Source organism: Agreia sp. Leaf244 (genome assembly GCF_001422695.1).
Taxonomy (GTDB): Bacteria; Actinomycetota; Actinomycetes; order Actinomycetales; family Microbacteriaceae; genus Agreia.
On sequence record NZ_LMLX01000003.1, the window covers coordinates 292,983 to 305,497 of the forward strand.

A 12,515-nucleotide genomic window follows, 5' to 3' on the forward strand; every position below is an offset into this window, starting at 1 on the left:
GGGCCTGGTCCTACTCAAAACGACCGGTCTCCTTCTGGTTGTGCGCGGCGGGATTCCACCGTTCCACGGGGGCGGTCTCTCCGCGCAGCCCTTCGAGCAGTGCGGTGATGTCGGCCATCACGAGTTCGGTCGCGGCCGTCAGCAGAGCCGAGTTGATCGGCTTGCCACGGAATTCGTCGAGGTCGACGGGATCGCCGAACGCGACCTTGATGGTCTTGCGGGGAAAGAGGCTGATCTTGTTGGAGTAACGCCCCATGACGGCCTGAGTGCCCCAGTGGGCGGCAGGAATGAGAGGCAGGTTCTGCTCCAGCGCCATGCGCACCGCGCCGGTCTTGCCCTTCATGGGCCAGATCTGCGGATCGCGGGTCAGCGTTCCCTCGGGGTAGATGATGACGGCGTTGCCCTTGTCGGCCAGCTCGTGGGCGGCCTTCAGCGGCTCGCTGCCTCGAACGGATCCGGCCCTCTCGACAGGGATCTGGCCGGTGCCGCGCAGCACCGCCCCGACGACGGGCACCCGGAAAAGGGAGGCCTTCGCCAGAAAGCGGGGGGCCCGTCCGAGCTTCCAGATCGACCAGCCCATGATGACCGGGTCGATGTTGCTGTAGTGGTTCGGCGAGAGCACGAACGCGCCAGTGCGGGGCAGCTTCTGCGGGTCGGTGAACTCGATCTTCGCGATGCTCGACAGAAAGGGCACGAGCACCACGGCCAGTGCTCGAAAACCGATGGTCTTCTCAGACGGCTGGCCTGCCACGCTCACACCTCGAAGGAGAAGTCAGCTCCGAGCTTCTCGAGCTTGGCCACGAAGTCTCCGTAGCCACGACCGATGAGCCCCACGTTGCTGACGGTCGACCTGCCGTCGGCGGTCAGGGCTGCGATGAGGTGGCTGAAGCCGCCGCGCAGGTCGGGAACGACGATCTCGCTGCCGTGCAGCTTCGTGGGACCGGTGATGACAGCGGCCTGCTCGAGCGGACGACGAGGAACGCGTCGCTCGCCCCCCTCGAGTCCATGCTTGTGCACCTGGATGTTGGCGCCCATCTCGACGAGGGCGTCGGTGAACCCGAAGCGGTCTTCGTAGACGGTCTCGTGCACGATCGACGTGCCGATGGCCTGGGTCAGCGCGATGATGAGCGGCTGCTGCCAGTCGGTCATGAAGCCGGGGTGCACGTCGGTCTCGATGACCACGGGCTTGAGGTCGCCGCCCGGGTGGTAGAACCGGATGCCGTCTTCTTCGATGTCGAACGCGCCGCCGATCTTACGGAAGACGTTGAGGAACGTCATCATGTCCTGCTGCTTAGCGCCCTTGCAGGTGATGTCTCCGCCGGTAGCCAGAGCGGCCGAGGCCCAGCTGGCGGCCTCGTTGCGGTCGAACAGCGCGCGGTGGTCGTAGCCCTTGAGGCTGTCGACACCCTCGATGAGGATCACGCGGTTGGGCTCGACCGAGATGATCGCGCCCATCTTCTGCAGAACCGCGATGAGGTCCATGATCTCGGGCTCGATGGCCGCGTTCTTGAGCTCGGTGGTGCCCTTCACCCGCACGGCCGTGAGCAGGACCTGCTCGGTCGCTCCGACGCTCGGGTAGGCGAACTCGATCTTGGCGCCGTGCAGCCCGTTGGGGGCGGAGATGTCGATTCCGCTCGGAAGCTTGTCGACGACGGCGCCGAACTTGCGCAGGGCGTCGAGGTGGAAGTCGATCGGCCGATCACCGATGCGGCAGCCGCCGAGGTCGGGGATGAACGCGTGGCCGAGACGGTGCAGCAGGGGCCCGCAGAACAGGATGGGGATACGGCTCGATCCCGACAGCGCGTCGATCTCGGCGCTGTTGGCGCTGGCCACGTTGCTGGGGTCGAAGATCAGGATGCCGGTCTCGGCACTGCCCGAGATCGTGACGCCGTGCGCTTCGAGAAGGCTGGCGACCACGTGCACGTCGGAGATGTCGGGCACGTCGCGCAGGATGCTCTTGGTGTCGCCGAGGAGCGACGCCACCATCGCTTTCGTCACGAGGTTCTTGGCCCCGCGCACGTCGATGGTGCCGCGCAAGGGGCGACCGCCGTTGATCACGATCGTGTCGCTCGGAAGTCCGACCCTGCGTGCTGCCATTTGTGCGTCCTGAAGAAGTGAATTCACTGATGTAACCGCCTGTACTGCTGTTATTTAACGGGGAGAGTCTTCGGACGCCAGCCTTCGCGGCGGCCCTCGAACTCCGTGATTCGCGCTTCGTCGCGCAGGGTGAGCCCGATGTCGTCGAGGCCTTCGAGAAGCCTCCATCGAGTGTAATCATCGATCTCGAACGGCACGGTGAGCGCCCCCGCGGTCACCGTTTTCGCCGGCAGATCGACCGTGACCTCGAGACCGGGCTGGGCGTCGATCAACGCCCAGATCTTCTCGATGTCTGCTTCTGCGAGCTGGGCCGCGAGCAGCCCCTGCTTGCCCGAGTTGCCCCGGAAGATGTCGCCGAATCGCGCACTGAGCACGGCCTTGAAACCGTAGTCTCGCAGCGCCCAGACGGCGTGCTCACGAGACGAGCCCGTTCCGAAGTCGGGTCCGGCGACGAGCACGGATCCCGTCTTGTAGGGCTCCTGGTTGAGCACGAACTCCGGGTCTTGACGCCAGCCGTAGAAGAGAGCGTCTTCGAAGCCGGTCTTGGTCACCCGCTTGAGGAACACGGCGGGGATGATCTGGTCGGTGTCGATGTTCGACCGCTCGAGCGGAACGGCGACTCCGGTGATGACGGATACCTTCTCCATTACAGAACCCTCCCGTTCCCTGAGCCTGCGTTCCCTGAGCCCGTCGAAGGTCCCGCATCCACCAGCCTCGCGTCGTCGACGGCGAGATCCCACGGACTCGACAGCGTTCCGCGAACGGCGGTGGCCGCAGCGACGAGGGGCGACACGAGGTGCGTGCGCCCGCCCTTGCCCTGGCGACCCTCGAAGTTGCGGTTCGAGGTCGAGGCGCAGCGCTCGCCCGGAGCGAGCTGGTCGGGGTTCATGCCGAGGCACATCGAGCAGCCGGCGAAGCGCCAGTCGGCACCGAAGTCTTTGAACACCTTGTCGAGCCCCTCGGCCTCGGCCTCGATGCGCACGCGCGCCGAGCCCGGAACGACCATGACGCGCACGTTCTCGGCCTTTGTGCGCCCACGCACGATGTCGGCGGCGGCGCGCAGGTCTTCGATGCGCGAGTTGGTGCACGAGCCGATGAAGACCGTGTCGACCGCGATCTCCTTCATCGGAGTTCCTGCGTCGAGGGCCATGTACTCGAGCGCACGCTCGGCGGCGGCCCGCTCGTTGGGGTCGATGATGGTGGCGGGGTCGGGCACCGGCTGCGAGAGCGAGACGCCCTGGCCGGGGTTGGTGCCCCAGGTGACGAACGGCTCGAGCTCGTTCGCGTCGAGGAAGACCTCGGCGTCGAAGACGGCATCGTCGTCTGTGCGCAGTGTCTTCCAGTACTCGACGGCGGCGTCCCAGTCGTCGCCCTCGGGGGCGTGCGGACGGCCTTTGAGGTACTCGAACGTGGTCTCGTCGGGCGCGACCATGCCGGCGCGTGCGCCCGCCTCGATCGACATGTTGCAGATCGTCATGCGCCCCTCCATCGAGAGGGACCGGATTGCGGAGCCACGGTACTCGAGAACGTAGCCCTGGCCACCGCCCGTGGAGATCTTGGCGATCACGGCAAGGATGATGTCCTTCGCCGTGACTCCCGGGCGCAGTTCGCCCTCGACCGTGATGGCCATCGTCTTGAACGCCTTGAGCGGCAGCGTCTGCGTGGCCATGACGTGCTCGACCTCGCTGGTGCCGATGCCGAACGCCATCGCCCCGAACGCTCCGTGCGTGCTCGTGTGCGAGTCGCCGCACACCACGGTGATGCCGGGCATGGTGAGGCCGAGCTGGGGTCCGACGACGTGCACGATGCCCTGCTCGACGTCGCCGAGCGAGTGCAGCCGGATGCCGAATTCCTTGGCATTTCGACGCAGCGTCTCGATCTGCGTGCGGCTGGTCAGGTCGGCGATGGGCCTGTCGATGCCCGCAGTGGGGGTGTTGTGGTCTTCGGTCGCGATGGTGAGGTCGGGCCGACGCACGGGGCGACCTGCTACACGCAGTCCGTCGAACGCCTGGGGGCTCGTGACCTCGTGCACCAGGTGCAGGTCGATGTAGATGAGGTCGGGGGTGCCGTCTTCGCCCTTGACGACCAGATGATCCTCCCAGACCTTCTCGGCCAGGGTCTTGCCGCGTTTCACGACGGGTGCTTCTGCATTGCTCATGAGTGATGCCTTCTCTTACGAATCTGCTTGCGAGAGCCCATGACACACTCCGCGACGAGGTGAGGCCTTAGAACGAGGACTCGTCGCGGCAACCAAGAAGAAGTCGACCAGACAGCATCCGTCTAGGGTAACACCCGCGATCCTCCCGGGCATTCCCGACGGATACGGTCAGGCGCGCGGCGCGCCGCCCGTATCGGACTTCTCGTCGACGGCGTCGACGGGAGCGTCGACGACCCGCGTCGGAGCCGTGCCCGCCGGACCGGCGACCGGCGCACCCGCCGGTGCGGCATCCGATCGACGACCCTCGCGGCGCATGGCGATGAGGCTCGCGATGGTGGCCACGGCCATCGAGCCGATGATGACCGCGAGCGAGGTCCAGGTGGAGATGTCGGGAGCCCATTCGATGTGCTCGCCGCCGTTGATGAAGGGCAGCTCGTTCTCGTGCAGCGCGTGCGCCACCAGCTTGAAGCCGATGAAGGCGAGGATGAAGGCGATTCCGTAGTGCAGGTAGATGAGCTTCTCGAGGAGCCCGCCAAGCAGGAAGTACAGCTGGCGCAGGCCCATGAGGGCGAAGACGTTGGCGGTGAAGACGATGAACGGGCTCGTCGTGATGCCGAAGATCGCCGGAATCGAATCGAGCGCGAACAACAGGTCGGTGGAGCCCAGGGCGATAAAGACGATGAGCATCGGCGTGAAGATCTTCTTGCCGTCGACGCGGGTGCGCACCTTCGCGCCGTCGAAGTCGTTCGAGATGGAGATGTGGCGGCGCAGGTAGCGGATGAGCCGGCTCTCGCCGTCGTCGGCGTCGTCGTGCTTCGAGAATGCCTGCTGCCAGGCCGTGTAGAGAAGGAAGGCTCCGAAGATGTAGAAGATCCAGCTGAAGTTCTCGATGAGCTGCGCGCCCAGGAGGATGAAGATGCCCCGAAGCACGAGCGCGATCAGGATGCCCACCATCAGGGCCTCCTGCTGCAGCTTCTTCGGCACCTTGAACCGCGCCATGATGATGATGAAGACGAACAGGTTGTCGATCGAGAGGCTGTACTCGGTGAGCCAGCCCGCCAGGAACTGCCCCGCGTGCTCGCCGTCGGCGAAGATCAGCATCAGCAGCGCGAACACCAGCGCGAGGCCGACGTAGAACACCACCCAGAGCGTCGACTCCTTGGCCGAGGGGATGTGCGGCCGCTTGAGCACGAGCAGAAGGTCGACGACGAGGATCAACGTCAGGATGACGAGGGATCCGACTTCGAACCAGACCGGGAGGTTGAGCGTGGCAGGCATGTGAGGGAGTGTGACCTTTCGGGATGGCGGGTACGCCGAGCGTCCGAAAGTCTCTCCCGCGCGACTCCGGCCGGGCCGGTCACGCCACCGCAACGGACCCGCGGCGGTGGGGATCGTACTGACGACTGCGATGAAGGTGGGATACTCCCCTTCTTCAGGCGATGTTACAGGATGCTGACGCTAGGCTTCCGCCCAGACCGATATTCAGGAGACCCCCTTGGCCAGCAGCCCGCAGACCACCGCCACCCCGTCCCAGCAGAGTCCCTCCCAGCAGCGCCAGTACCGACCGCAGACCGCGTGGGTCAGGTCGGTCGGCTACCTCATCTTCTTCAGCCGTTGGCTGCAGGCTCCCCTCTACCTGGGCCTGATCATCGCGCAGCTCGTCTACGTCGTGGTCTTCGTGATCGAGCTCGTACACCTCATCGAGACCGTGATGAAAGACCCGCTGCACATCGAGGAATCGGTGATCATGCTCTCGGTGCTCGGACTCATCGACGTGGTGATGATCGCGAACCTGCTGATCATGGTCATCATCGGTGGCTATGAGACCTTCGTCTCGAAGATCGACATCGAGGGCCACCCCGACCAGCCCGAGTGGCTCTCGCACGTCAACGCGAATGTGCTCAAGGTCAAGCTGGCCATGGCCATCATCGGCATCTCGTCTATCCACTTGCTCAAGACGTTCATCGAGGTCGGCGATCTCGGCGACCCACGCAGCGATACCGAGGAGGAGAGCCTCACCGGCGATGTCTACACGGGCGAGGGCGTCTTCTGGCAGGTCATCATCCACACCGTTTTCATCATCTCGGCCATCGCACTCGCGCTCATCGACCGCATGTCCCAGAACCACGGCGCCGGCGCGCGCAGCCTGACCCACAAGCCGTCAGACCAGGTGGTCGAGCCGATCGATCCGTTGCCTGTGCCGCAGGGCGCCGTCGCCGTGTCGGGCTACATCATCGACGGAAAGTTCGTCGAGCAGCGTTAGCCGCCCGACGAACCTCCGCCTCAGCGGCTACTTCTTCAAGTCGTCGAGAAGGGATGCGCGCACCTCGTCGAGACGGCGGGCGAACGCAGCGGCCGTGCCCGCGGGCACGGTTCCCTTGGCCCCGCTCGATCGAAGCGCCGTGCGCACCGACTGGCGGAACTCGGCCAGCGCGATGTCGACGTCGCGGATCTCGTTCCGACTCGCATCCCTCGCCGCATCGGCCGACGCCGGCGACTCGTCGGCGGGGCCGGCCTGCTCGTCGGAGGGCGCCTCGCCCGTCGCATTCCGAGGAGGCGCACCGTGGGTGGGCGCATCCTGAGTGGGATCGAAGGCGAACCACGACGAGTACGACTGGCTCGTCGCATCCGTCGCCTCGCGCGCCTGGCGGGCGGCCGATGCGAGATCGGCCCGCAGGCTCTTCATCGCCTCGCCCACACCCGAGCGCACCTCGTCGGCAAGCCGGCGAACGCTGTCGGTGAGGTCGTTCTCGATCGAGGTGAGGTCGCCCTCGCGAGCGGCGAGTTCTGCGCGCCCCGTCTCGGTGATCTCGTAGACGGTCTTGCGGCCGTCGGCGGTCTTGGTGACCAGGCCCTCGTCTTCGAGCTTCGCGAGCCGCGGGTAGATCGTGCCGGCGCTCGGCGCGTAGGTGCCGCCGAAGCGCTCGCTGAGAGCCTGGATCAGCTCGTAGCCGTGCTTGGGCGACTCGTCAAGCAGCTTGAGCAGGTAGAGCCGCAGGTGGCCGTGGCCGAAGACGGGGGTCACAGGGATTCCCCCTCCGGTGCGTCGAACGGCGCGGAGTCGTCGACGGGAGCGTCGAACACACCCGACGACGGAACGCTGGATGCGCCGACAGTCGCACGGCGCACCGACGTGATGTCGCCCGAGACCGAGTTCGCGCGCACCTCCACCCACTTCGCGTCGAGGGTGCCCGACGTGTGGTTGAAGCCGCGGCCACGGGTGCCGCGCGTGATGGTCGAGTCGACCTGCAGCGTGCCGCTGACGCTGTTGAGGCTGAAACGCGCCGGAACGTCTTGGTCGAGGCGCACGGTGAGATCTCCGCTGACCGTGTTGTTGCTGATCTCCTCGGGAATACCGGTGAGGTCGAGGAACACCGTGCCGGAGACCCCGTCTGCGGAGAACTTGCGCAGCGCGCCGGTGACCGTGATGTCGCCGGTGACGGTGTGCGCGTTCAGCACGCCCTCCTGGTCGCTCACCGAGATCTCGCCGCTGACGGTATTGATGTCGAGGTCGCCGACGATGTCGTCGATCACGATGTCACCCGACACGGAGTTGACCCGGGCGTCGGTGCGCAGTCCCGAGATGAGGGCGCCGGCGTTGACGACGCCGAACTTCAGGCTCGCGTCGCGCGGGATCATGATGCTGATGTCGGCCTTCGCGTTGCCCTTGAACGACTTGAAGACCTCGATGAAGTTGTCCCAGCTGAGCTGCGGGTGGTCGATCTCGAGCACGTCGCCGTCGATCGAGACCTTCAGGTCCCTGCCCGAGACCGAGTGCACCTCGACGCGTGCGCCGGGCTCGTCGTGGGCGATCACGTCGATCTTGCCGCCGATGAGGCTGATCTTGACCGAACGCACGAGTTCGAGGTCGATGACTTTGGGGCCGGTGACCAGCCACTTCTCGATGGCCATGAAATTCTCCTTGAGGTCGATAACGCGATATATCGCGTTGATTGTTCTCAAGATATATCGCGAATTGGCACTCGGTCAAGATATATCGCGAATTGGATGTCGATACCCGGCTTAACGACGAAGCGCCCCGACCCACAGGGGGTCGAGGCGCTTCGAGCGTGTGTTGGCGCGTTACGCGCGGCTGCGGCTTCCGCGGCCCACGATGAGGCCGTAGACGAGAAGCACAACGATCGAACCGACGATGGCGATGAGCCACGACTGGATGCTGAAGAATCCGTCGTAGCCGACGCCGAAGACAGCGCCGCCGATCCATCCACCGATAAGGGCTCCGACAACGCCGAGGACGAGGGTGATGACCCAGCCGCCACCCTGCTTGCCCGGAAGAATCGCCTTAGCGATTGCGCCCGCGATCAGACCGAGAAGAAGAAAACCGAGAAAGCTCATGACTGTCTCTCCAATGCACTGTGTAGTGCAGCAGGCGGATTTCGACTACTGCAGCCAAGACACTAGCGGTCGTGCCCTATTCGGGGCACAGGGCTTGACATAGAGCACTTTCGTCCGGCTACTTCTCAGGTTGCCACCCCAGCAGAGGTGCAAGAATGCCTGCGATGTCGGTGAGGATCTGCACGTAGTCGTCGTGTTCGAGGGTGAAGGGCAGCGCGAACACGACCTCGTCGACGGCCCGGTACCCCGCGTGAGCCCGCAGCGCATCGGCGATCTCCTCCGAACTCCCCACGAGGTCGGGAGCGAAGAGCATCCGCTGCGGCCCCTGGGGCGCGGTCGTGCGGGCGAATCTACGCTCGGCGAACGCCCGGTACTTCGCTGCCTGCTCGGCCGTGGCGGTGTCGGTGGGCATAACGACGAGCCCCTGGGATGCGCGAGCCGCCTGCCCGAGGGGATGCCGGTCGCGGAAAAGATCGATCTGAGCCCGTTGGATGCGGGCGAAGTCGTCGTCCTCCTCGGCACGCACGACGCTGCTGCTCAGGAGATTGAGCCCCCGCTCCCCCGCCCAGGCGGCGGACGACAGACCGGCCGCCCCGTACCAGACTCTGTCGGCGAGGCCAGGAGAATGGGGCTGAATGCGCGTCGAATACGCCTCGATGCCCTTCGTGCCTTCGAACGTGCTCACCGCGTCGCCGCGCAGGTTGTGCAGCAGGCGGTCCACCCGTTCGGTCGTGAAGTTCTCGTTCTCCCACGAGTCCGGATAGAGGTGGTGCTTGATGTCGTCGAAGTGCGTCGGCACCCCGACACTCACGCCCGGGTTCAGCCGACCTCGGCTCAGCACGTCGACGGTCGAGAGGTCTTCGGCGAGCCGGAACGGGTTCTCGAGCCCGAGCGGGATCACCGCCGTGCCGAGCTCGATGCGACTCGTGCGCTGGCTCGCGGCGGCCAGCACCGCGACCGGCGACGAGATTCCGTGCTGCAGGTGCCGGTCGCGCAGCCAGGCACTGTCGAAGCCCAACCGCTCACCCAGCTCGATGATCTGCAGCGTGCTCTCGTGCCCGCCGAACGGATCGGCCTCGTCGAAGAAGCCGATGGTGAGAAATCCGAGGCTCTTCAGGTCGCGCGGGCTGTCTGTGCTCATGAATTCACAGTACCCACGGCCGGCTGAACGTCGTGACCGGCGGCATCCGATGACGTCACTCGGCGCAACATCGCATGTCAGCCGCAGCCGCCGATCGTCAACGGCACGGAGCCGAGGGGATTCGCGTCAGATGCAGTTGCACGATAGCTGCCCGTCCAGGTGAGCTGCCACTGGGCCGGGGCGATCGCCGCTGAGGTCTGAACCGAGGAACCCGAGAGGCCGACGACCGCCGTCCCCTGCCCGTCGGCCACGCCCTCGCCTGACAGGGAGTAACTGTAGGGGTTGTCTGTTCTCGAACCTCTCAGGTAGACCGTCTCACCTGGCACGAGACCCGTCACCGTCACAGGAACTCCCGATTGACCCGAGAACACCTCCGGCTCGATGCACGATTGCATCTGTACCGAGACGTCATCGATAGGAAGGTAGGTGATGGGAAGCGGGCCGCTCGCCGCGATCGGATCGACGTATTCGTCGTCGGACGGATCCCGTTCCGGTCCTCCGCTGGCATCGACGCGCAGGTAGCTCTCCCAGATCTGTCCACTCTCGGTACTGGCGATGTTCTGCGGGAACGAGTCCGGAGTCCACACAAAAGACACCGCCCCGCGATCGTCGGTCGTGACCGTGGTGACAGCGGTCAGGACAGAGAAGTAGTCATCCGGAGATGTCGACCCGGCCGAGTAGTGGGAGTCGATCGAGAGGGCGAAGTCCGTGTTCGGCGCGAATCCGGAGAGCTCCACAGGGATGCCGGCGCCCCAGCTCGGCGGGCTGAACGAGGCCTCCCCGATCGCCACGGTCGGCACGGCTGGCACTGTGGGCGTCGTTGCAGTCGGAGTCGGTTGAGGCGTGCGGCTGGGGGCCGGAGTGGTCGAGGTCGTCGCCGTCGGCTCCACGGCTCCCCACGGGGAATTCCCGAGGCCGATGGCGAGTGCGCCTCCCGCAGCGCCGAGACCGAGCACAACGAGCACGACAATGCTGATGGCACCGAACCGCAACCGGGGTTTCGGCGCCGCTTCGGCTGCCGGGAGGTGTGACTCGGCGGCCAGGAGCACGTTCTCGGAGATGCGAACGATCATCCGCTCGAAGTCATCGCCTGCTGGAGGTTCAGTTCTCATTGTCGATCGCCGCCTTTCGCAGCCTGGCGCGACTCCGTGAGACCCTCTGGCGCACGGCTCCGACGCTGATTCCGGTTTCGATTGCCGCATCCGCATAGCTGCGACCATCGATCAAACACAACTCGCATACGCGACGGTCGAGGGCAGAGAGCTTGTCGATCTCTCCCATGACCCATCGCAGGCGATCCCGAGCATCGACATCGTGGTCGGATACCGGCACGTCGTCGGGAAGCTCATCCGTGGCGTGCCTGACGCGTGCCCTGTTGAGGTTCAGCGCCAGATATCTGCAGGTGGTCAGGAGCCAGGGGAGAACCGAGCTGTCGGGCAACACGATGCCGTCAGCCTTGCGCCAACACGTCACGAAGGTGTCTTGCACGACCTCTTCCACGTCGGACTGGCTCGCAACCAGGGCCCAGGCATATCTCGTGACGGAGGGCGAATGCCTCCGCAAGAGCACCGCGAGTGCACGTTTGTCTCCGGCCGCAAGGCCCCTCACCAGCTCAGCGTCCGAATCGTCGTCGGCATTCATTCGTACCCCCTCACTTATGGAATGTCGGCGCGGGGACGGAAATCACACAGGAACAAAAATTCTTCTACGGCCGGATGAGCACCTTGAGGGCTTCGCGGTCGGCCATCGCCCGGTAGCCGGCCGGCACCTCGTCGATGCCGATGGTGCGATCGAAGACCCGGCCGGGCTCGATGGTGCCGTCGAGCACAAGAGGAAGGAGTTCGTCGATGTACGCGCGGGCCGGTGCGACTCCACCGGTGAGGGTGATGTTGCGCATGAACTCGCGTCGACCGATCGGAACCTCGGTGAACTGCGGAACGCCGACCCGGCTGATCACGCCGCCGTCACGCACGATCGCGATCGCGGTCTCGATGGCGGGGCGCAGCCCGACTGCCTCGAGCACGGCGTGCGCGCCGTCGCCGTCGGTCAGCTCCAGAACGCGGGCGATGGCCTCGTCGCCCCTCTGGGCCACGACCTCGGTCGCCCCGAACTCGCGCCCCAGATTAGTGCGGGCCTCGTGCCTGCCCAGCAGGATGATGCGGGACGCGCCCATGAGCTTCGCCGCGATGACCGCGGAGAGGCCGACGGCTCCGTCGCCGATCACCGCGACGGTCTGCCCCGGTTCGATCTGCGCCTTCTTGGCCGCGTGGTACCCGGTCGACATCACGTCGGACAGGCTCAGCAGCGACGGGATGAGCTTCTCGTCGAAGCCCACGGGCACGACGACGACGGTTCCGGATGCCTGGGGCACGCGGGCGCGCTCGCCCTGCCCGCCGTCCTGGTCGCCGCCCCAGTGTCCGCCATGGCGGCACGAGGTCTGCAGTCCCTCCCGGCAGAAGTCGCAGGTGCCGTCGGAGACGACGAACGGCACGATCACGAAGTCTCCGATGGCGAGATCGGTGGTCTCGGAGCCCAGCTCCTCGATGACGCCGACGAACTCGTGCCCCATGCGAGACCCCTCTTCTGTGGCCTCGCGCGACGCGTACGGCCAGAGGTCGCTGCCGCAGATGCACCCGGCGACGATGCGCACGATGGCATCGGTCGGCTCCTGGATCACGGGATCGGCCACGGTCTCGACGCGCACGTCTCCGGCGCCGTACATCAGGGTTGCTCGCATGCTGAAGAGGGTACGCGCCCGAGCAT

13 protein-coding genes are annotated in these 12,515 nt (G+C 65.7%); 1 reads left to right on the plus strand and 12 read right to left on the minus strand.

The window, feature by feature from the left end:
• Positions 1-10: 10 nt before the first annotated feature.
• The 5 genes from ASF06_RS11395 to ASF06_RS11415 form a co-directional block, all read right to left on the minus strand.
• Complete coding sequence (locus tag ASF06_RS11395) at positions 11-751, minus strand: lysophospholipid acyltransferase family protein (RefSeq protein ID WP_157439175.1); 741 nt, start codon at positions 749-751, stop codon at positions 11-13.
• A gap of 2 nt (positions 752-753) precedes the next feature.
• Entirely contained in the window at positions 754-2,124 is a 1,371-nt protein-coding gene (gene murA / locus ASF06_RS11400) for a UDP-N-acetylglucosamine 1-carboxyvinyltransferase (protein WP_055947004.1), read from the minus strand.
• A 23-nt stretch (positions 2,125-2,147) separates the two neighbouring features.
• Positions 2,148-2,744, minus strand: a complete 597-nt coding sequence (gene leuD / locus ASF06_RS11405; RefSeq protein ID WP_055947006.1) for a 3-isopropylmalate dehydratase small subunit — start codon at positions 2,742-2,744, stop codon at positions 2,148-2,150.
• On the minus strand, positions 2,744-4,255 hold the full coding sequence (gene leuC, locus ASF06_RS11410; RefSeq protein WP_055947010.1) for a 3-isopropylmalate dehydratase large subunit: 1,512 nt from the start codon (positions 4,253-4,255) through the stop codon (positions 2,744-2,746). The genes leuD and leuC overlap by 1 nt, the downstream gene beginning before the upstream one ends.
• A gap of 168 nt (positions 4,256-4,423) precedes the next feature.
• Entirely contained in the window at positions 4,424-5,533 is a 1,110-nt protein-coding gene (locus tag ASF06_RS11415; RefSeq protein ID WP_055931193.1) for a TerC family protein, read from the minus strand.
• Between the two features lie 217 nt (positions 5,534-5,750).
• Between ASF06_RS11415 and ASF06_RS11420 the strand changes: the two genes are divergently transcribed.
• Positions 5,751-6,518 (plus strand): TIGR00645 family protein, encoded by a 768-nt coding sequence (locus tag ASF06_RS11420; protein WP_082500884.1) that lies wholly within the window; start codon positions 5,751-5,753, stop codon positions 6,516-6,518.
• Positions 6,519-6,545: 27 nt separating this feature from the next.
• On the opposite strand, the gene ASF06_RS11425 is transcribed toward ASF06_RS11420, so the two are convergent.
• From ASF06_RS11425 to ASF06_RS11455, 7 genes are all read right to left on the minus strand, one after another.
• Entirely contained in the window at positions 6,546-7,280 is a 735-nt protein-coding gene (locus ASF06_RS11425) for a PadR family transcriptional regulator (RefSeq protein ID WP_055947011.1), read from the minus strand.
• Entirely contained in the window at positions 7,277-8,167 is an 891-nt protein-coding gene (locus ASF06_RS11430) for a DUF4097 family beta strand repeat-containing protein (RefSeq protein ID WP_082500885.1), read from the minus strand. The genes ASF06_RS11425 and ASF06_RS11430 overlap by 4 nt, the downstream gene beginning before the upstream one ends.
• A gap of 171 nt (positions 8,168-8,338) precedes the next feature.
• On the minus strand, positions 8,339-8,611 hold the full coding sequence (locus ASF06_RS11435) for a GlsB/YeaQ/YmgE family stress response membrane protein (protein WP_055931188.1): 273 nt from the start codon (positions 8,609-8,611) through the stop codon (positions 8,339-8,341).
• 118 nt (positions 8,612-8,729) lie between these two features.
• Complete coding sequence (locus ASF06_RS11440; protein WP_055947013.1) at positions 8,730-9,752, minus strand: LLM class flavin-dependent oxidoreductase; 1,023 nt, start codon at positions 9,750-9,752, stop codon at positions 8,730-8,732.
• A gap of 77 nt (positions 9,753-9,829) precedes the next feature.
• Entirely contained in the window at positions 9,830-10,864 is a 1,035-nt protein-coding gene (locus ASF06_RS11445; RefSeq protein ID WP_157439176.1) for a hypothetical protein, read from the minus strand.
• Complete coding sequence (locus ASF06_RS11450; protein WP_055931180.1) at positions 10,854-11,393, minus strand: RNA polymerase sigma factor; 540 nt, start codon at positions 11,391-11,393, stop codon at positions 10,854-10,856. The genes ASF06_RS11445 and ASF06_RS11450 overlap by 11 nt, the downstream gene beginning before the upstream one ends.
• 64 nt (positions 11,394-11,457) lie before the next feature.
• Positions 11,458-12,489: a zinc-binding dehydrogenase gene (locus tag ASF06_RS11455; RefSeq protein ID WP_055947017.1), complete on the minus strand. Its 1,032-nt coding sequence runs from the start codon at positions 12,487-12,489 to the stop codon at positions 11,458-11,460.
• Positions 12,490-12,515: the final 26 nt, after the last annotated feature.

What these genes read in the sequence shown, in the direction of transcription:
- leuD (WP_055947006.1), bottom strand. Translation starts at nt 2,744, where the DNA reads ATGGAGAAGGTATCCGTCATCACCGGAGTCGCCGTTCCGCTCGAGCGG.
- leuC (WP_055947010.1), bottom strand. Translation starts at nt 4,255, where the DNA reads ATGAGCAATGCAGAAGCACCCGTCGTGAAACGCGGCAAGACCCTGGCC.
- ASF06_RS11415 (WP_055931193.1), bottom strand. Translation starts at nt 5,533, where the DNA reads ATGCCTGCCACGCTCAACCTCCCGGTCTGGTTCGAAGTCGGATCCCTC.
- ASF06_RS11430 (WP_082500885.1), bottom strand. Translation starts at nt 8,167, where the DNA reads ATGGCCATCGAGAAGTGGCTGGTCACCGGCCCCAAAGTCATCGACCTC.
- ASF06_RS11435 (WP_055931188.1), bottom strand. Translation starts at nt 8,611, where the DNA reads ATGAGCTTTCTCGGTTTTCTTCTTCTCGGTCTGATCGCGGGCGCAATC.
- ASF06_RS11440 (WP_055947013.1), bottom strand. Translation starts at nt 9,752, where the DNA reads ATGAGCACAGACAGCCCGCGCGACCTGAAGAGCCTCGGATTTCTCACC.
- ASF06_RS11445 (WP_157439176.1), bottom strand. Translation starts at nt 10,864, where the DNA reads ATGAGAACTGAACCTCCAGCAGGCGATGACTTCGAGCGGATGATCGTT.
- ASF06_RS11450 (WP_055931180.1), bottom strand. Translation starts at nt 11,393, where the DNA reads ATGAATGCCGACGACGATTCGGACGCTGAGCTGGTGAGGGGCCTTGCG.
- ASF06_RS11455 (WP_055947017.1), bottom strand. Translation starts at nt 12,489, where the DNA reads ATGCGAGCAACCCTGATGTACGGCGCCGGAGACGTGCGCGTCGAGACC.